This window comes from Citrobacter rodentium NBRC 105723 = DSM 16636 (genome assembly GCF_021278985.1).
GTDB classification, from domain to species: Bacteria; Pseudomonadota; Gammaproteobacteria; order Enterobacterales; family Enterobacteriaceae; genus Citrobacter_A; species Citrobacter_A rodentium.
The window spans coordinates 3,387,302-3,405,315 of the sequence record NZ_CP082833.1 but is presented as its reverse complement, the minus strand read 5'-3'; the positions used below and the strand labels follow the sequence as shown (position 1 = coordinate 3,405,315).

Annotated in this window: 16 protein-coding genes and 2 tRNA genes; 5 read left to right on the top strand and 13 right to left on the bottom strand. The window is 55.5% G+C overall.

Annotation, left to right across the window (positions count from 1 at the left end; translation table 11 throughout):
- Window positions 1-6: 6 nt before the first annotated feature.
- The 3 genes from K7R23_RS16000 to K7R23_RS15990 all read right to left on the bottom strand — a co-directional run bounded on the left by K7R23_RS16000 (window position 7) and on the right by K7R23_RS15990 (window position 3,287).
- Window positions 7-1,539 (bottom strand): GH3 family acyl-acid amido synthetase, encoded by a 1,533-nt coding sequence (locus K7R23_RS16000; RefSeq protein ID WP_012906298.1) that lies wholly within the window; start codon window positions 1,537-1,539, stop codon window positions 7-9.
- On the bottom strand, window positions 1,532-2,185 hold the full coding sequence (locus K7R23_RS15995) for a hypothetical protein (RefSeq protein WP_231851610.1): 654 nt from the start codon (window positions 2,183-2,185) through the stop codon (window positions 1,532-1,534). Before K7R23_RS15995 ends, K7R23_RS16000 begins: the two co-directional genes overlap by 8 nt.
- Before the next feature lie 205 nt (window positions 2,186-2,390).
- A complete protein-coding gene (locus K7R23_RS15990) occupies window positions 2,391-3,287 on the bottom strand; it encodes a hypothetical protein (protein ID WP_231851611.1) in 897 nt (298 codons plus the stop codon).
- A 167-nt stretch (window positions 3,288-3,454) separates the two neighbouring features.
- On the opposite strand from K7R23_RS15990, the gene shiA reads away from it, so the two are divergent.
- Both shiA and K7R23_RS15980 read left to right on the top strand, forming a co-directional pair.
- Window positions 3,455-4,771, top strand: a complete 1,317-nt coding sequence (shiA, locus tag K7R23_RS15985; protein ID WP_012906301.1) for a shikimate transporter — start codon at window positions 3,455-3,457, stop codon at window positions 4,769-4,771.
- A 116-nt stretch (window positions 4,772-4,887) separates the two neighbouring features.
- Window positions 4,888-6,342 carry an AMP nucleosidase gene (locus K7R23_RS15980; RefSeq protein WP_012906302.1) on the top strand — a complete coding sequence of 485 codons (1,455 nt, stop codon included), beginning with the start codon at window positions 4,888-4,890 and terminating at the stop codon, window positions 6,340-6,342.
- A gap of 55 nt (window positions 6,343-6,397) precedes the next feature.
- On the opposite strand, the gene K7R23_RS15975 is transcribed toward K7R23_RS15980, so the two are convergent.
- From K7R23_RS15975 to K7R23_RS25845, 3 genes are all read right to left on the bottom strand, one after another.
- A tRNA-Asn gene (locus K7R23_RS15975) sits at window positions 6,398-6,473 on the bottom strand.
- Window positions 6,474-6,572: 99 nt separating this feature from the next.
- Window positions 6,573-8,027 (bottom strand): EmmdR/YeeO family multidrug/toxin efflux MATE transporter, encoded by a 1,455-nt coding sequence (locus K7R23_RS15970; RefSeq protein WP_042623208.1) that lies wholly within the window; start codon window positions 8,025-8,027, stop codon window positions 6,573-6,575.
- A 33-nt stretch (window positions 8,028-8,060) separates the two neighbouring features.
- Entirely contained in the window at window positions 8,061-8,213 is a 153-nt protein-coding gene (locus tag K7R23_RS25845) for a DUF5951 family protein (protein WP_280949113.1), read from the bottom strand.
- 6 nt (window positions 8,214-8,219) lie between these two features.
- Between K7R23_RS25845 and K7R23_RS15965 the strand changes: the two genes are divergently transcribed.
- Window positions 8,220-8,295 (top strand) — tRNA-Asn (locus K7R23_RS15965).
- 231 nt (window positions 8,296-8,526) lie between these two features.
- On the opposite strand, the gene K7R23_RS15960 is transcribed toward K7R23_RS15965, so the two are convergent.
- Entirely contained in the window at window positions 8,527-9,423 is an 897-nt protein-coding gene (locus K7R23_RS15960; protein WP_012906304.1) for a LysR family transcriptional regulator, read from the bottom strand.
- Between the two features lie 148 nt (window positions 9,424-9,571).
- Between K7R23_RS15960 and iadA the strand changes: the two genes are divergently transcribed.
- A complete protein-coding gene (gene iadA, locus K7R23_RS15955) occupies window positions 9,572-10,705 on the top strand; it encodes a beta-aspartyl-peptidase (RefSeq protein ID WP_012906305.1) in 1,134 nt (377 codons plus the stop codon).
- A gap of 10 nt (window positions 10,706-10,715) precedes the next feature.
- Window positions 10,716-12,182 carry a C4-dicarboxylate transporter DcuC gene (gene dcuC, locus K7R23_RS15950; protein WP_024132734.1) on the top strand — a complete coding sequence of 489 codons (1,467 nt, stop codon included), beginning with the start codon at window positions 10,716-10,718 and terminating at the stop codon, window positions 12,180-12,182.
- Between the two features lie 89 nt (window positions 12,183-12,271).
- Here the strand turns inward: dcuC and ldtA are convergent, their stop codons facing one another.
- The 6 genes from ldtA to K7R23_RS15920 form a co-directional block, all read right to left on the bottom strand.
- Window positions 12,272-13,195: a L,D-transpeptidase gene (ldtA, locus tag K7R23_RS15945; protein ID WP_012906307.1), complete on the bottom strand. Its 924-nt coding sequence runs from the start codon at window positions 13,193-13,195 to the stop codon at window positions 12,272-12,274.
- A 97-nt stretch (window positions 13,196-13,292) separates the two neighbouring features.
- Window positions 13,293-14,357 (bottom strand): nicotinate-nucleotide--dimethylbenzimidazole phosphoribosyltransferase, encoded by a 1,065-nt coding sequence (gene cobT / locus K7R23_RS15940; protein WP_012906308.1) that lies wholly within the window; start codon window positions 14,355-14,357, stop codon window positions 13,293-13,295.
- Window positions 14,358-14,382: 25 nt separating this feature from the next.
- Window positions 14,383-15,126: an adenosylcobinamide-GDP ribazoletransferase gene (cobS, locus tag K7R23_RS15935; RefSeq protein WP_012906309.1), complete on the bottom strand. Its 744-nt coding sequence runs from the start codon at window positions 15,124-15,126 to the stop codon at window positions 14,383-14,385.
- Window positions 15,123-15,668, bottom strand: coding sequence for a bifunctional adenosylcobinamide kinase/adenosylcobinamide-phosphate guanylyltransferase (gene cobU / locus K7R23_RS15930; protein WP_012906310.1), 546 nt, complete (start codon window positions 15,666-15,668; stop codon window positions 15,123-15,125). The genes cobS and cobU overlap by 4 nt, the downstream gene beginning before the upstream one ends.
- Entirely contained in the window at window positions 15,665-17,185 is a 1,521-nt protein-coding gene (locus tag K7R23_RS15925; protein ID WP_012906311.1) for a cobyric acid synthase, read from the bottom strand. Before K7R23_RS15925 ends, cobU begins: the two co-directional genes overlap by 4 nt.
- Window positions 17,185-18,006: an energy-coupling factor ABC transporter ATP-binding protein gene (locus tag K7R23_RS15920; protein ID WP_012906312.1), complete on the bottom strand. Its 822-nt coding sequence runs from the start codon at window positions 18,004-18,006 to the stop codon at window positions 17,185-17,187. Before K7R23_RS15920 ends, K7R23_RS15925 begins: the two co-directional genes overlap by 1 nt.
- Between the last annotated feature and the right edge of the window lie 8 nt (window positions 18,007-18,014).

Genomic DNA, 18,014 nt, shown 5'->3' with positions numbered 1-18,014 from the left:
ATCTTTTTATACTCCAGTCTGCAAGGCATCACGCCAGTCATCGGCGGCGAAAATCACGGGAATTTTTATATCTCCCAGCCGTTTGCCCTGCTGCTGTCGCCAGCGCAAATAACGGTCGGCGGGGTGGTCGATAAACAGGCAACGCAACGGCGCAAGCTGGCCCAGCCGCCGGGCGTAGTGATATTGCGGATTATCGCGCAAGCGCTCTTCAATACTGCTAAGGTACGGCGCATTGCGCTCGCGAAACGCCTTGTCCAGCAGCAGCACGTAGCCGGGCGCGGCGGTATCCTGCGCCAGAGCGGCAAAACCACGCAGAGGAGCGAGACAACGGATGACAAACGGTTCCGTCAGCTTTTCGCCAACCATATCGCTGTATACCCCGCCACGTCCGCAGAAACGCAGCGCAGGAATGCCGTCACTCTCGCCGGTACACCTCACCCGATCGCCCGTATGATAGCGATACAGGCCGCTGTTGGTGGTAACAATCACGTGATATTCCACACCGACAACCAGTTCATCAGCCAGAAATATCGCGCCATTATCGTCAATAAATTCGTAAAAGTTGCTGTCGATGCACAGCGTGGGTTGCCCGTGCCTGTCCGGCACGCTGATGACCGCTTCGGTAGAAAGCAAGCCCTTAGGCTGGAGGCTGACGCCCGGGAAAGAGTGCATCACCTCACTGGCCAGGGTTTGCGAGGCCGCATCCGCCCAGCAGCTTATGACCGCCAGTTCAGGCCATAGCAGACGGCTATCAGGCGCAAGAAGATAACGTTGATAGCGGCATAACGCGTCCGCGTCAGCGCAAAGTGCATGTCCGGCGACCTCTCCACCGTGGGTCAGCACGCTGAGCAGCGCCTGCCGACGCGTTTGCAGCCCCGCCAGCAGCGAAGTAAGAAAAGCCGGGCTCCAGACCGAAATCAGCCTCAAATCGCGGCAGCGCAATAAATAGTAGAGCGTGAGCAACTGCCAGTCGTCGATCTCTTCCACATCGCCGACGCTCAGCGGTACGGCAGACAGTGCGGCAAACGCCGCGAGGTTATCCTCTCCCAGGTAAAGCGCATCACCAGCGCCTACGGGCAGACCGCAGCAAGTCGTCTCCCTGCGGGTCGCGACCGGGCTTAAAGCCCAGTAGACGTATCCGTCCGTCAGTTGATACTCGCGAATCACCTCGCCCAGCCAGCCGATGAGCGCATAGCGGAAATCCGCCAGACCGCGCGCCGAATAGGGGATGAGTTTTCCGCCGCTGTGGCTGCCGCCGGTGCGCTCAAATGCCAGCACATCGTTACAAAAGAGTACGTTTTGCTCTCCCTGTACAAGGCGTTCGATCCAGGGAACCAGCATTTCATAATCAACAATGGGGACGCATTGTTGAAACGCCTTGATGGTCGCGATCGCGGCAAATCCCTTCTCTTTACCGTAACACGCATTCTGGTTGGCTCTCAGGCAGTCCATTAACCATCTCGTTTGCCGCTCGCGCAGCGTCCCCTGCCGCTGAGAAAATTGTTGCTTAAAATGGCGCCAGAAAGGAGCGTTACTCATGGAATAACTCCTTCTCCGGATGGGTAAACCATTTTTGATATCGGGAAGCAAAATTATCCTGCGCAAGCTCACACAGGCATACCAGTTCATGACCGCGAGCGTAACAGGGATTTTTGCGCAAAAAGAAATCGACTTCCGCCCGCTCACGCAAAGCGGTGGGGATGTGGGCCATCGCCTCTTTCAGATAACCATACCGGGAAGGACACTCCACCACACCGCTTGCCGCATTATAAAGCGGGCCAAATTTTTCCATCGCCAGACGGCTGGCTAATTGTTGCAATTCTGGCTCATTTCGCTGCCAGTGAGGGTAAAATGTCCGGGCAAACACTTTCAGGGTCTTATAGGTTCTGACGCCCTTAACCAACAGAAACCAGTACAGTTTTTTATCGGGTGCTTGCGCTTTAAGCAACCCCATCCGCATTATCCATACCCGGTGGAGTACCTGCTGTTGCCAGTGTTCCGGCATGACGATGGTATCGCCGGAATAAACGATAACAGCCTGCTGCCGTTCATAAAACTGGACATTACTGAAGCCCACAAGCTGCCCCTTATATTCAAGAAGCAGGGTTTCATCTTTATTCTCCAGGTCGGCAAGGAAACGGCAAACATCGCTCCCCGCATAGAACTGAAAATAAATTTCAGCCATCTGTTTGCGCCTGGTATCTGACAGTGTCGATATTTTTTGGAAATATGCCCGGTAATCGGCCATTAACAGCATCCCTGTAATTTAGCGTACCGACATTCAGCTGGCAGAACTCACTCAGCCATGAAGAAATGTTGTACCTGAAACATTCGCCTTTCAGAAAAACCTTATAACACGTTGATTAAAAAGCGCATAGTGCGATGGTCACTCAATTTGAACCATCCAGCAAATCGCTGTCTCCCGTCTGACAAACCAGCGTATCCGGAAAATCTTTGCCGAATTTCAGCATCAGATTAAGATTATCCCCGTCCCTCTCCAGAAGCTGCGTGGGCTGTAAACAATCAATGGTCCGCGAGCGTAATAAACTCCAGCCTCCGTCACGTTCAGGACGTTTTCGCAACGTCGATAACGAGACTTCCAGAGAAAAATTATCGCTGAGATTCCACTCTTTTAGCGGCCCCAGCTGATAGGTAAATTGTTCAATTGAACGACTGTCAGTGAAGTAGCCATAGGCCCTTTCGAGGATCGTTAATGGCTGTCTGTATTTAATATTAATGATATTGATGCCAGGCCGGATATTGCCGCTAAAAGCCGCCTGATACAGCGGGAATTGATCGTCGCCAGGGAATGGCGATGTCCAGGTGTGTGATTCATCCAGCGTTACGATTGCCGGGCGAAGCGTTCCGGTCACACTCGCCTGAACCGGCACCTTTTCTGGCAAAATAAAAATAAACGCCAGCTCTGCCCGGATAGCCGAGCGAATAAAATAAACGGCCTGAACGTCGCAATGCTGATAGTTACAATCAATATTCAGCTTTTCTTTCTCCACGGTCAGCTGATCCGTTTGTGGAGAACTTAAAGTAAAGGAGGGAGGATAATGAATATGCATCGGCGCACGCATATTTGCCTGCGTCATCGTGCAAAACAGTAATAACGTCGCGATCGCCACAAGACGAGTTTTAAGCACAGGAACTCCATTTCCAGTTATGCCACCAGCCAGCATCCATACATATAGCCTGACGAATGATTTTATAGCCTCTTCGGTGGTGTGACCAGCGCGGGGGGAGAGATAAAACGCGGAGATATTCCGAAAATTCAATATCATCCGCCAGACCACCGTAAAGTTTTAATTACACATACTCTTTGAACAAAAAATCGTTTCCTCTTTGCGCCAGTCGCGGTAATCTCACGGTAGCTGTCTGAATATCAGCCGCAATGTGTACAATATTATTTCCATTCTAATAACTAAAAATCAGTACTGACAGGATATTTATGGACTCCACTCTTATCTCCCCCTCTGCGCAGGAGGCAACGCCTTCACTTCATCGTGCCCGCCGCGCCGCGCTGGGCAGCTTTGCTGGCGCGGTTGTCGACTGGTACGACTTTTTACTTTACGGCATTACCGCTGCGCTGGTGTTTAACAGCGAATTTTTCCCGCAGATCAGTCCGGCAATGGGCACGCTTGCCGCATTTGCCACCTTTGGCGTCGGCTTCCTGTTCCGTCCGCTGGGTGGGGTGATTTTTGGCCACTATGGCGATCGCCTGGGACGCAAGCGGATGCTGATGCTTACCGTCTGGATGATGGGTATCGCCACCGCGCTGATCGGTATTTTGCCCTCCTTCGCCACCATCGGCTGGTGGGCGCCGGTCATACTGGTTTTATTGCGGGCGATTCAGGGCTTTGCCGTCGGCGGCGAATGGGGCGGCGCAGCCTTATTGTCCGTCGAAAGCGCGCCAGAAAATAAAAAAGCGTTTTACAGCAGCGGCGTGCAGGTCGGTTACGGCGTCGGCCTGTTGCTCTCCACCGGCCTGGTTTCGGCAATCAGCTATCTCACCACCGATGAGCAGTTCCTCAGCTGGGGCTGGCGACTGCCGTTCCTGTTCAGCATCGTACTGGTGCTGGGCGCGCTATGGATAAGAAACGGCATGGAGGAGTCTGCGGAGTTTGAGCAGCAGAAGCAAAAGGCGCCGGAAGAGAAAAAACGCCTGCCGGTGCTCGAAGCGCTGGCGCGTCACCCTGGCGCATTTTTGAAAATTATCGCCCTGCGCCTGTGCGAACTACTCACCATGTATATCGTCACCGCCTTCGCGCTGAACTACTCAACGCAAAACCTCGGTCTGCCACGTGAGCTTTTTCTCAACATCGGCCTGTTAGTCGGCGGGCTTAGCTGTCTGACCATCCCCTGCTTCGCCTGGCTGGCGGACCGTTTTGGACGGCGGCGCGTCTATATTACCGGAGCGCTGATTGGCTCGCTCAGCGCGTTTCCGTTCTTTATGGCGCTTGAAGCGCAATCCCTGTTCTGGATTGTGTTCTTTTCGATCATGCTCGCTAATATCGCCCATGACATGGTGGTCTGCGTACAGCAGCCGATGTTCACCAGCATGTTTGGCGCGGGATACCGCTACAGCGGCGCTGGCGTCGGCTATCAGGTGGCAAGCGTCGTCGGCGGCGGCTTTACCCCTTTTATCGCTGCCGCTCTGGTGACCTTTTTCGGCGGCAGCTGGCACAGCGTCGCCATCTATCTGTTGGCAGGCTGCCTGATTTCGGCCCTCACCGCACTGTTAATGAAAGACAAACACCACGCCTGAAAAAAGCTGCGAGGGCCTTTCGACTCTCGCAGCGTCGTCAATAATCTCACTTTTGTTTCCTCATCGCCTGGCATACTATCGGGTGAGCAGTAGACCTGTTAAACAAGGAGACACAAATGAAAAATAAGGGCTCCGGCCTGACGCCTGCGCAGGCGCTGGAAAAACTTGATGCCCTGTACGAACAGTCGGTGCAAGCGCTGCGCAACGCTATCGGCAAGTACATTGAAACGGGAGAGCTCCCCGATCTCACTGCCCGCAGTAAAGGTCTTTTTGTTTATCCATCGCTATCGGTAAGCTGGGACGGTAACGCCACCAATCCGCCGAAAACCCGCGCCTACGGTCGCTTTACCCATGCAGGTTGCTATACCACCACTATCACCCGACCAACGCTGTTTCGCCGCTATCTTGAAGAACAGCTTACGCTGCTTTATCAGGACTACGACGCGCATATTATTGTCGAACCCTCGCAGCATGAGATCCCCTATCCCTACGTGATAGACGGTTCGGAACTGACGCTGGACCGCTCCATGAGCGCAGGGCTCACGCGTCATTTTCCGACCACGGAACTGGCGCAGATTGGTGATGAAACGGCAGACGGGATTTATCACCCTGCTGAATTTTCACCGCTGTCGCACTTCGATGCCCGCCGGGTTGATTTCTCGCTGGCGCGACTGCGGCACTACACGGGAACGCCCGTGGAGCACTTCCAGCCGTTCGTGTTGTTCACCAACTACACCCGTTATGTGGATGAGTTCGTCCGCTGGGGATGCAGCCAGATCCTCGATCCGAATAGCCCGTATATCGCCCTTTCCTGTGCGGGCGGCATCTGGATCAACGCCGAAACGGAAGCGCCGGAAGAAGCCATTTCCGATCTGGCGTGGAAAAAACATCAGATGCCCGCCTGGCACCTGATTACCGCTGACGGCCAGGGCATTACGTTAGTGAATATTGGCGTCGGACCTTCTAACGCGAAAACGATCTGCGATCACCTGGCGGTGCTGCGTCCGGACGTCTGGCTGATGATTGGTCACTGCGGCGGTCTGCGTGAAAGCCAGGCAATTGGCGATTACGTACTCGCCCATGCCTATCTGCGCGACGACCAGGTCCTGGATGCGGTACTGCCGCCGGATATCCCGATCCCGAGCATTGCGGAAGTGCAGCGTGCGCTGTATGACGCCACGAAGATGGTCAGCGGTATGCCGGGTGAGGAGGTCAAACAGCGTCTGCGTACCGGTACGGTAGTGACTACCTCCGATCGCAACTGGGAGTTACGCTACTCTGCCTCAGCGCTGCGGTTTAACCTGAGTCGCGCGGTGGCGATCGATATGGAGAGCGCCACCATCGCCGCGCAGGGATACCGCTTCCGCGTTCCTTACGGCACGCTGCTGTGTGTCTCCGATAAGCCGCTGCACGGCGAGATCAAACTGCCCGGTCAGGCAAACCGCTTTTACGAGGGGGCGATTTCCGAGCACCTGCAGATTGGCATTCGCGCCATTGACCTGCTGCGCGCTGAGGGCGATCGTCTGCATTCACGCAAGCTGCGCACCTTTAACGAACCGCCCTTCCGCTGATTTCTGGCGAACGCAGAAAAGCAAAAAGCCCGCTAAAAAGCGGGCTTCTTAAATATGGCTCCTCTGACTGGACTCGAACCAGTGACATACGGATTAACAGTCCGCCGTTCTACCGACTGAACTACAGAGGAATCGTGTGAACGGGGCGCATATTAACGATGCCCGCGGTTAATGTCAAAGCCTGAATACGCAATCTCGTTCGTTTGCCGAAATATTCAACATTTCGTTGTTTATTCAGACGCAACGGGCGTTTTGGCGCTCTTTTTATGCTCCGGACGCGGATATTTCCATAACCAGCGACCGCTGACCATACGCCAGTAAAACAGCGCCGCACGCACCGCCCAGTCGAAAAACATTCCGAGCCAGACCCCGACGACGCCCCAGCCAAGCACAATCCCCAACGTATAACCGGCCACCACGCGACAGCCCCACATACCCAGCATGGATACCCACATCGCAAAACGCGCATCACGCGCACCTTTGAATCCGGAAGGTAAAACCCATGAAGCCGCCCAGATCGGCATAAACGCGGCGTTAAGCCAGATAAGGATCACCACAACGTCTTTAACTTCCCGATCGTGAGTGTAAAACGAGGCCATTAGCCCGGCAAAGGGAGCGCTTAGCCATGCGATCGCCGTCAGTCCAATGGTCGAAAGCCAGAACACGTGACGTAACTGGATTTCCGCCTGCGCAATCTGCCCGTTACCTAACCGTCTTCCGGTGATGATGGTCGAGGCCGACCCCAGCGCGTTCCCCGGCAGGTTAATCAGCGCGGCAATAGAAAAGGCAATAAAGTTGCCGGCAATCACGCTGGTGCCCATCCCGGCGACAAACATCTGCGTTAACAGCTTACCGCCGTTGAAAAGAACCGACTCAATGCTGGCGGGAATGCCTATCCCCATCACCTCCCAGATAATGGCGAAATTAAGCGGTTTAAAATAACTCTTGAGCGGAATACGCAGCGCCGGGTTAAAGCCAATCATTAGCACCCAGATTATCGCCACCGCGCCGATATAGCGCGAAATGGTCAGCCCTAACCCTGCGCCGACAAAACCCAGCCCTTGCCACGAAAAAAGGCCGTAGATCAGGATGCTGCTGATGATGATGTTGAGGATATTCATCCCGCCATTGATCAGCAGCGGAATTTTTGTATTCCCTGCGCCGCGCAGCGCGCCGCTGCCAATCAACGCAATAGCGGCGGCGGGATAGCTAATCACCGTTAATTCCAGATAGGTAAGCGCCAGCGCCTTTACTTCAGCCGTCGCTTCACCGGCGACAACGTCAATAATTTGCGCGCCAAAGTAGTGGATAACCGCAGCCAGAATGGCGGCGAAAAGCGTCATGATCACCAGCGATTGTCTGGCAGCGGCGCGGGCGCGTCTGCGATCGCGCTTACCCAGGCTGAACGCCACCACTACCGTCGTACCAAGATCGATAGCCGCGAAAAAAGCCATGATGACCATATTAAAGCTATCGGCCAGCCCCACGCCCGCCATCGCTTCTTTACCCAGCCAGCTGACGAGAAAGGTACTGAGCACCCCCATCAACAGAACGCAGGTGTTCTCCAGAAAAATAGGTACGGCAAGCGGAGTAATTTCTCGCCAGAAAAGGACCTTATAACTCTTGCGTTTGGCGTACCAGGGGGTGCGGGCAACAGCCTGGCGTAAAGCAGTGGAGACGTTCAAAATGGACCTTAGAAAGAAAGTTGAAACCACATTTCAAATGATGAGGGAGAAAGTAAAAAGCTGCAAAGTTTTTTCCCTGTAAAATGTCGGTAATTGCAACAAATTGTTGAGAGAAGCGGCAAACGGACGTGGATGGGGGAAATGGGGTTTGACAAAAGATTTTTCGCCGCTAAGATAAGCCTCCACAACGATTCCTCTGTAGTTCAGTCGGTAGAACGGCGGACTGTTAATCCGTATGTCACTGGTTCGAGTCCAGTCAGAGGAGCCAGATTCAAGTTTCAGGACATCCCAGCGAGTCCGGAGACGATTTAAAAACAAGAACTTATCTTTACCCGGTTATCCTGAGAAGGACTACCGGTTTTTTTAATGTCCCTATTTTTGGGGCCTCACGGTTCGCTAAAAATGGAACCCCATCTGGGGCATTAACCGATACCGCTGTTCACAGCTCACACAAGTGCTGGCTGGCGCATTTTACGAAAGTGCAGCAATATTTCCAGGCTCAATTAAAGCGTATCAACTTTTCCCAGCATCTCTGCAAAACCTGACGTTGATCGTCAATATTTGCCCAGATAACCACGGGAATTTCGCATATCATCGCGGCGTCCTGAGGCCAGCAGTGAATAACTTCTCGATTCACCAGCGCTTCCGCCACCATTGACTCAGGTAACCAAGCCATTCCCATATGGCGCATAACCATCTCTTTGATCGTCTCACTGAGTCCGGATTCAAACACTTTTTTTAAGCGTGGTCGTACGCGCTGCTCAGCAGGATCAATAATACGTCGAACAAAGGTATAGTCGCTGTAGCACAGCCAGGGGATCTGCGCGTGGGGATCGTCCAGAACTTCAGCAATATCGGCAGAGATCACCGGAATAAAACGTTCGTATCGCCATAATGAGCGTTTAAGCTTGCCGGCAATATCCAGGCCCGGCTGTGAAGAGGGTATATCGTAGGTAACCAGTATATCTATCTGCCGGTCTATCAGAGCGTTGAAGTGGTTATCGATCCCCTGAATACTGGCGTTTACGGTATAGTTGAGCTGTGGCTCGCTTTGCCGCAGATAATTTATCATATCAGGCAGGATATTGACTGAAAGCGTGTGCAGGCTCACCATCACCAGCGTGTCGTCCGTAGCCGGACACATAGCGGCCAGTTCTTGTCGCGCCTCTGTCAATGAACTCAGCACCTGACGCGCATACGGCTCAAAACGTTCACCATAGCGCGTCAGGGTCACAGGCGTCGTGGTGCGATCGAATAAAGGAACGCCCAGCATCTCCTCTAACGCTTTAATACGCCGACTCAATGCAGGCTGAGTGATGTGCCGTGCCGTCGCCGCAAGAGAGTAATTCCCGTGCTGGCTTAACGCTAAAAAATCCTCTAACCATTTGCAATCCAAGATGAACTCCACTTCATGTCGTTTGCGTATCCTCCGATAACAAATCGGAAATAGCCACCACTATAGCAGTAGTTTTATTGTGGACATCATAACAACAATATTTGTTTCACCTGCCGTGTCTCTCCCATTGACGTTTGACAGGATTTATATGTTTACATTATTGACTAACGCTCGTGTTTTTTCGCCAACAGATTTAGGCCTCTGTTCTCTGCTCATCTATGCCGATCGTATTGTGGCAGTAGAAAAAGATATTTCGTCTTTTGACAACGTCACAGAAGTGATTGACTGCCGGAGTAAATGGGTGATGCCTGGCATCATAGATCAGCACGTCCACCTTACGGGCGGCGGTGGCGAAGCCGGATTTGCCAGCCGCACCCCGGCGGTCAAACTGTATGATTTGTTCCAGGCAGGGATCACTACCGTCGTCGGGGTCCTTGGTACCGACGCAATATCGCGTTCGCCAAGGGATCTCTATGCCAAAATGCAGTCACTGAATATCGAAGGGCTGCGCGCATTTATGCATACTGGCGCGTATGTTGTCCCCAGCCCGACAATTACCCGTTCGATTCGGGATGATTTAACATTTATTCCGGCGATTCTTGGCGTAAAAATAGCGCTGGCCGATCACCGTGGATCCTTCCCGTCTTTTCAGGAGCTGTTGAGAATCATCAGTGATATCCGTGTGGCATCGCTCCTGGCAGGAAAAAAAGGGCTGCTGCATGTGCATCTGGGGAATCTGCCTGAAGGTATGTCACAGCTTAATGCACTCTGTGATGCCGGTATTCCTGTTCATCATATCTCGCCCACCCATGTGGCCCGGACAGAGGCGTTATTCGAACAGGCAATCGAATTTGCCCTCCGCGGCGGCCATATTGATGTCACATCCGGCGGCAGCCGCTTTATGCCACAGGAGCACGCTATCCTGAACGCGCTGGAAGCGCAGGTGCCAGCCGATCGCATTACCGTCAGTTCCGACGGAAACGGCAGCGTCCCTCGTTTTAATGCTCAGGGCGTGGTGGAAGGGCTGAGCGCCGCACCCGTTGCGGGCAATCTAAACCTCCTCCCCCGACTGATTGACGCCGGTATTCCTGTTGACCAGGCGATAGCGATGATGACGGCTAACGTTGCCAGCTCCTTAGGGATTTCTGGCGGGAAACTCTGTGCGGGTGAACGCGCTGATATTTGCGTGCTTAATGACGATCTTTCATTGTCCCATCTCTTCGCCGCGGGTAAACAGGTTATCCGCGATGGGGAATGCCTTGTGACCGGCAATTTTGAATGAGGATATGCTGATGTCATTATTGCTGGCGTTTATCGCCATTCTGTTTGCCGGACGGCTTATCATACGCAAATATCACCCTCAGTCGGTCCTGCTGCTTACCGGGATTGCGCTGCTTTTGATTGCGCATTTTAGCGGTATGACCACCCTCGGTAGCCTGGTAAAAAAGAGCACGGGCCTGGGGATATTCGATGCGTTTGAGTTCATTCGCGACACGCTGAGCGTTCGCCTTGGCGGACTTGGCCTGCAAATCATGCTTATTGGCGGATTCGCGACCTATATGTCAGCCATTGGAGCAAGCCAGGTACTTGTCAGGGTGACTTCCCGTCCACTGCAACGTCTGAATTCTCCTTACCTCCTGCTGGGGCTTGCCTTATTGCTGGGGCAGTTCCTGTCGCTGTTCATCAGTAGCGCCACGGGATTAGGGCTTTTGCTGATGGCCACGCTCTACCCGCTGTTGACGCGGCTGGGTTGTAGCCGGGCAGCCGTCGCGGCGGTTATTGCCAGTACCTGCGCCGTTGAGTTTGGTCCTGGCTCCGGTAATTCTGTGCTGGCAGCCAAAACGGCGGGGATTGAAGTTGTGAACTACTTTGTTCACGACCAGCTTCCGGTTGTGGTCCCGGTGATTATCTTTATTGCTCTGCTGCATATCATGGTGCAGCGCTTTTTTGATCGTCGAGAAAATGACGATCCCCAGACTCACAAAGCGCAACCCCTGGAGCAGACCGTTGAAACAGACGCCCCCGGAGCCTGGCTTTTTCTGCCGATGCTGCCGCTGGTACTGATGTTACTGTGCAGTAAATTACTGTTCAGTTCGCTCAAAATTACGCTGGATACTGCGGTGTTGATTAGCCTCGCGGTGACGCTTATATGCGAGTACCTCCGTCACCGCAATGCCCGGGCAGTGATGGCTGGCGTACAAAAGGTATTTGACAGTATGGGGAGCGTATTTGCCACCGTCGTTACGTTGATTATTGCCGGTGAAGTTTTCTCTGCCGGATTAAAAGCGATAGGCGCCGTGGATGCTTTGCTGTCTCTCTCTGGCGAATTCGGCCTCAGCGCCGCTTCAATCATTTTGTTGATGACGCTAATCACCTTCGCCATTTCAGCATTGATGGGCTCCGGAAATGCAGCATTCTTCTCCTTCGCCCCAATGGTCCCGGATATCAGTCGGCATATAGGTAGTGATATTGCTGTGATGATGCTGCCGATTCAGTTATCAGCAGGCATCGGGCGAACACTCTCTCCGATTGCTGGCGTCATCATTGCCATCGCCGGGATAGCGGGCGTATCGCCAGTGGATATCGTCAAACGGACGGCAATACCGATGCTGGGAGGCTGGCTGTTGATGATTATTCTGACATTTGCCCGTGCAGGGTATCTGCAGGCGGTCCTGCCATGGATAGTCGTTATTTTGGTGGTAATGGCTGGCTCTTATTTCTGGCACAACAGGCGTAAGCAGATCTGTTCTGCTAAGTAATCTGCTTTCCTGACATAACGCCTTTAAAAGCGGATGTTTTTCAGCCCCCTGAGGAAGGATATTCTTCAGGGGGCAATTTTTCACCGCCGTCAGATACTGCTCTGCCCCGGACTGATATTCACCGGCATGCCGGAACGACGTTCGAGCGCCTCGTTAACCCGGTTTACATCCGCCCCTTCGCCGCTGATAAGCGAGCTCGTGACGGGCAACGGCACTTTCTTATCCGATTCAAACTCCGCACGATTGCGCGACAGCGGTTCGTGCACCTCTACCCAGCGGCTGCCATCCGGTTCAGTGGTGGTTTTCACTGGCCGATCGATAATTTGTACGCGGGTGCCCACCGGGACGTTTTCAAACAGGTATTTAATATCATCGTTGCATAAGCGAATGCAGCCCTGGCTCACGCGCAGGCCGATTCCGAAGTTGGCATTGGTGCCATGAATGGCATACAGCCTGCCGATGTAAATCGCATACAGCCCCATCGGATTATCCGGCCCGGCAGGAACGAATGCCGGCAGCGTTTCGCCTCTTTTCGCGTATTCGCGCCGGGTATTCGCCGTTGGCGTCCAGCTCGGCGCCTCCTGCTTACGCTGGACGGTGGTTATCCAGTTACGCGGCGTTTCCCGTCCCGCCTGACCGATGCCAATAGGCAAAACCTCCACGGTATTTGTGCCCGGCGGGTAATAATAGAGCCGCATTTCCGCTACGTTAACGATAATGCCCTGACGCACCGTGTCCGGCAGGATAAGCTGTTGCGGCACCACCAGCGTGGAGCCCGACTTTGGCAGGAACACGTCCACGCCGGGATTCGCCTCCAGCATATTGCTAAGCCCCTGCCCGTACTGCGCGGCAAACGCCTCAAGCGGCTGGGTATTGTTGTACGGCACCGTAATGGTCAGCGGACTGCCCACCAGCCGACTCCCTTCCGGCGGCAACGGATAGCTCACCGCCAGCGCGCTCTGGCCAGTAAGCAACAGCAATAACGTACAAAACAGATTTACGCGAGACCTCATTTCCCTTCCTCAGTCATGACAGGTGTAGGGAAATTATAGCTTTTTTAATATGTTTTACCGAAAATCATCACCAACAGGTATGATCTGCCCAGCGCAGTTAAGACGATTTCCCGTCAGGCAAAACAATATTGCTGTCGGTCAGCTGTCCCATATTGTGGTACATGGCGCAGGCGGCCTCGACAATCGGCATCGCCAGCGCCGCGCCGCTGCCCTCGCCCAGGCGCATTTCCATATTGAGATAAGGCGTCAGTTCCAGATGCTCCAGCGCAATCCGCGCCCCCTTCTCCGCTGAATAATGGGAGGGGATGAGGTAAGGTTTAACCGCTGGCGCTATCCGGCAGGCCGCCAGCGCGGCGGAACAGGAGAGGAAACCGTCCAGCAGCACCGGTAAGCCGCAGGAGGCCGCGCCCAGCATTACCCCCGCCATACCTGCCAGATCAAATCCGCCGACCTTCGCCAGCACGTCGACGCCGTCACCCGGGTCAGGCTGGTTGACGGCAATCGCACGACGAACCACCTCGACCTTATTACCAATACGCGCAGGCGGCAGGTTCGCGCCAATTCCCACCACGGCTTCGGCGTCACTGCCGGTCAGCACGCTGAGCATCGCCGACGCGGGGGTGGTGTTCGCCATTCCCAGCTCGCCGACGCCAAACAAGGTAACGCCGCTGTCCGCCAGTTGGCGGGTATAGCGCATCACCTCCAGCAGCAACGCTTCCGCCTGAGTACGGCTCATCGCCGGGCCGACGGCGATATTGCCGCAGCCGCGCGCCACGCGCATATTCACCACGCCGGGGATCGGATCGGCATCTATTCCCACATCAATAACATGCACCTTCGCGCCTGCCTGCGCCGCCAGCACGCAGACCCCCGTCGTCCCGCGGGTCATATTAGCCGCCTGAATAGCAGTCACCGCCTTCGGCGAAATCGCCACCCCTTCATCCCAGACGCCGTGATCGGCGCACATCACCAGCACGGCTTTTTCCGCAACCTGCGGCACGCCGTTAAGTCCGGGCATACCTGCCAGCTGTACGGCAAGCGCTTCCAGGCGTCCCAGGCTACCGGGGGGCTTAAGCAGACCATCAATATGCTGTCGGGCTCGTGCCATTGCGCCGCTGTCCGGTGGCGGAATTTCGCTAAGTAGAGAGGTTAACGTCTGCATAAGGATTCTCGTTATGTTGACTGGCTCACAGCAGAGCCAGCAGGAAGATCAGCTCACCAAGTTCGATTGCCGCGCCAAGCGTATCGCCGGTTTGCCCGCCCAGCGTGCGTTTTAAAAGTTGTCCCAGCAGGAAAATCGCCGCCACCGTTACCACCATCGCCCCGATGCCCTGCATCCCCGGCAGCAGTACGGCGGCGAAAATGACGGTCAGACCGAGGGTAACGCAGGTTTGCGTGCCGGTGACATGACCGATAAACACATTCCCGAGCCCTTCTTCACGGGCATAGCGATGGCGATACATCAGCAAAACGGCGCTTCCCCGCCCCACTGCACAGGCGGCCGCCAGCGCCGCCAGCATCGGCGTTCCCCGTAGCGCCAGTTCGCTGACCACCAGCACTTTCGCCAGCAGAACGAAAATCAGCGCCAGCCCGCCGTGAGTGCCAAGCCGACTGTCGCGCATAATTTCCAGCATCCGCTCGCGGCTACGCGCCGAAAAGACCCCGTCGCAGGTGTCCGCCAGACCGTCGAGATGGAAGCCGCCGGTCATTAAAGCCAGCGCCAGTACGCTGAACAACGCCGCCAGCGGCACACCGCACCATGCCTGAAGCAGGATAAACACCACGCCGCTTAACGCGCCGAGCAGCAGGCCAATCAGCGGAAAGGTGACAATCCCGCGCGCATAGTACGCAAACTCCACGCCGCCTGACCAGCGCGCCGGAACGGGCAGACGGGTGATAAAGGCGAGCATCGCCCAGAACAACTTATTCATTTAATTTTGACTCCAATGCCTGATACCACCAGCCAGACCTCATCCGCAGCCACCGCCAGACGCTGGTTAACGCGCCCGGCAATATCGCGGAAATGGCGCGCCAGTCGGTTTTCCGGGACAATGCCCATCCCCACCTCGTTAGTCACCAGCACCACTTTTGCCGCCGAGCGCTGGCAGGCGGCAATTAAGGCCCCGATTTCCGCGTCGACCGCCGCCTCCAGCGCCGCGTAATCCCAGCATTCCGGATCGCTGTCGTCGCCGAAAGCAAACAGCAGATTCGTCACCATCGTGGTCACGCACTCCAGCAGAATGGCTTCATCGGGGGAATTATCCGCGCCTACTAGTTGATCCAGATCCCGCCAGCGCTCGGCGGTTCGCCAGTGCGCGGGACGGCCTTCGCGATGATGCTGAATGCGCGCCGCCATCTCTTCATCAAAAATCTGCGAGGTGGCGATATAAAGCACCTGCGGGTAGTCGGCAATCAGGGTTTCCGCATGACGGCTTTTCCCGCTGCGCGCGCCGCCGGTAACCAGTATCATCATTCGGACTCCCGCTGCTGTCGCATAATGGTATAAATCTTCGCAATATCGATGTGTTGCCGCATCGTATCCGCCAGCAGATCAAACTGCTGCGATTTATATTGCGCGTACTGGATGGCGAGATCCAGCGGCGCCAGGCCTTTACGCCGCCGAAGCCCGTTGACCAGCGCGCGAGTGAACGCATCGCTGTCGAACAGACCGTGCAGGTAGGTGCCAAACGCCAGTCCGTCCGCCGATACCGCGCCGTCCGCCACCGCTTCTCCGTTTTTCTGTAACTGCATTACCGGCTGACACGCCCCCGCCAGCGTCGTTTCGCCCATATGAATTTCATAGCCGCGCACCGGTAACCCGGCGACCGCCGCCAGCCAGTCCGGAAGCGATGCCGCCATCGTTGCGTTAAGCAGAGTAGTGGTTTTATGCCGGGCGAAATGGGTCACCGTGTCGAGCAGTCCCAGCCCAGGCTGGGTGCCGAGTCCTGATTCCACCTCGTCAATAATGGTTTCGCCCAGCATCTGATAACCGCCGCAAATGCCGAAAACCGGCACGTTACGCCGCTGTGCCAGGGTAACAGCGTGAGCCATGCCGCTTTCACGTAGCCACCGCAGATCGCCCAGCGTGTTTTTGCTGCCGGGCAGGATCAGCAGGTCGGCATCCAGCAGTTCCTCCGGTTGACAAACATAGCGCACGCGCACGTCCGGCTGCGCCGCCAGGGCGTTAAAATCGGTGAAATTGGCGATATGGGGTAGCTGGATCACTGCAATATCGATGTCGCGCCTGTCGGTGCGCAGATACTTCCCTTTCTGTAACGCCACGCCGTCTTCATCTTCAAGATCGACCTCCAGCCAGGGCATAACGCCAAGTACCGGCACGCCGGTCAGCTTTTCAATCTGCTCAATGCCGGACCAGAGCAACGCCACGTCGCCGCGAAATTTATTAATAATTACCCCTTTGACCCGCGCGCGCTCATGGGCGTGCAGTAGCGCCAGCGTGCCGTAGATGGAGGCGAACACGCCGCCCCGATCTATGTCAGCCACCAGGATCACCGGACACTGCGCCATTTCGGCCATCCCCATATTGACAATATCCCGGTCGCGGAGGTTAATTTCCGCCGGACTACCGGCCCCCTCCAGCACCAGCACGTCAAACTCCTGCGCCAGACTTTGATAAACGGCGAGGATCTGCTCGCGCAGCCGCGGCTTATAGTCGTGGTAGCTGACGGCGTCCATATCGCTCGCCACCTCGCCCATCAGCACCACCTGCGCCTTGCGATCGCTGGTCGGTTTCAACAGCACCGGATTCATGCGCACATCCGGCGCAATGCCAGCGGCCTCCGCCTGGAAAATTTGCGCGCGCCCCATCTCCTTACCGTCCGGGGTGATGCCGGAATTGAGCGCCATGTTTTGCGCCTTGAACGGCGCTGTCTTCAGGCCATCCTGATAAAAAATCCGGCACAGCCCCGCCACCAGCACGCTTTTACCGACGTCAGACGCCGTTCCCTGCAACATAATGGCCTGCGTCATTACGCCTCCTTAATGCGGTTCAATGTGTGTTGTCGCATACGGCTGAAAAATTCCGCTTCGCTTTTACACAGCGGTAATCCCAGCTGCGCGTGCAGCTTAACCAGCCAGGGCTGGCTGAGTCCGGCCTGTTCAATCAGCTCGCCGCGGGCAAAGACCTCACCCGGTTTGCCTTGCGCCAGCACTTCGCCACGGCACAGCACGTAGACTGCATCGCTGATCTCGTAGATCAGATCGATATCGTGACTGGAGATCACCACGTGATTGCCCTGCTGCGCGATACGTTTAATGATGGCGATCATCTGCGCGCGCCCGGCAGGATCGAGTCCCGCCGTCGGTTCATCCAGCAGCAGATACTTTGCGCGCAGCACCAGCGCTCCGGCAATCGCCACGCGCTTCTTCTGCCCGTGGCTCAGACACTGTATCGGCTGCTGGCGAAAACGTTGCGCATCGACCAGCGTCAGCGCGTCATCCACCCGGCGGGCGATTTCCGCTTCCGCCACGCCGAGATTGCGCAGGCTGAAGGCGATATCGCTGTCGATGTCGGTGTAAAAGATTTGCTGATCGGGGTCCTGAAACACCGTCGCCACCTGCTGGCGCAGCGCCAGCAGGCCACGCTTGCTGTAATCCAGGGGTTTCCCCTGCCACAATACCGCCCCCTGCTGCGGTCTGAGCAGGCCGCTCAGGTTCATAAATAACGTCGATTTTCCACAGCCGTTCGCCCCCACCAGTCCGGTGACAGCGTGCGTTGAAAAATCCAGGGTCAGCCCTTTCAGCACCTGCGCGTCCTGATAACGAAACCCGAGATCGGCGGTGGCAAGCATACTCGTCC

Excerpts from the sequence above, each read along its gene's own strand:
- K7R23_RS15990 (WP_231851611.1), bottom strand. The coding sequence starts at position 3,287 with ATGATATTGAATTTTCGGAATATCTCCGCGTTTTATCTCTCCCCCCGC.
- ldtA (WP_012906307.1), bottom strand. The coding sequence starts at position 13,195 with ATGAGGTCTCGCGTAAATCTGTTTTGTACGTTATTGCTGTTGCTTACT.
- K7R23_RS15920 (WP_012906312.1), bottom strand. The coding sequence starts at position 18,006 with ATGCTTGCCACCGCCGATCTCGGGTTTCGTTATCAGGACGCGCAGGTG.
- cobU (WP_012906310.1), bottom strand. The coding sequence starts at position 15,668 with ATGATGATACTGGTTACCGGCGGCGCGCGCAGCGGGAAAAGCCGTCAT.
- dcuC (WP_024132734.1), top strand. The coding sequence starts at position 10,716 with ATGTCATTATTGCTGGCGTTTATCGCCATTCTGTTTGCCGGACGGCTT.
- iadA (WP_012906305.1), top strand. The coding sequence starts at position 9,572 with ATGTTTACATTATTGACTAACGCTCGTGTTTTTTCGCCAACAGATTTA.
- K7R23_RS15995 (WP_231851610.1), bottom strand. The coding sequence starts at position 2,185 with ATGGCTGAAATTTATTTTCAGTTCTATGCGGGGAGCGATGTTTGCCGT.
- K7R23_RS15980 (WP_012906302.1), top strand. The coding sequence starts at position 4,888 with ATGAAAAATAAGGGCTCCGGCCTGACGCCTGCGCAGGCGCTGGAAAAA.
- K7R23_RS15925 (WP_012906311.1), bottom strand. The coding sequence starts at position 17,185 with ATGACGCAGGCCATTATGTTGCAGGGAACGGCGTCTGACGTCGGTAAA.
- cobT (WP_012906308.1), bottom strand. The coding sequence starts at position 14,357 with ATGCAGACGTTAACCTCTCTACTTAGCGAAATTCCGCCACCGGACAGC.
- K7R23_RS16000 (WP_012906298.1), bottom strand. The coding sequence starts at position 1,539 with ATGAGTAACGCTCCTTTCTGGCGCCATTTTAAGCAACAATTTTCTCAG.
- cobS (WP_012906309.1), bottom strand. The coding sequence starts at position 15,126 with ATGAATAAGTTGTTCTGGGCGATGCTCGCCTTTATCACCCGTCTGCCC.
- shiA (WP_012906301.1), top strand. The coding sequence starts at position 3,455 with ATGGACTCCACTCTTATCTCCCCCTCTGCGCAGGAGGCAACGCCTTCA.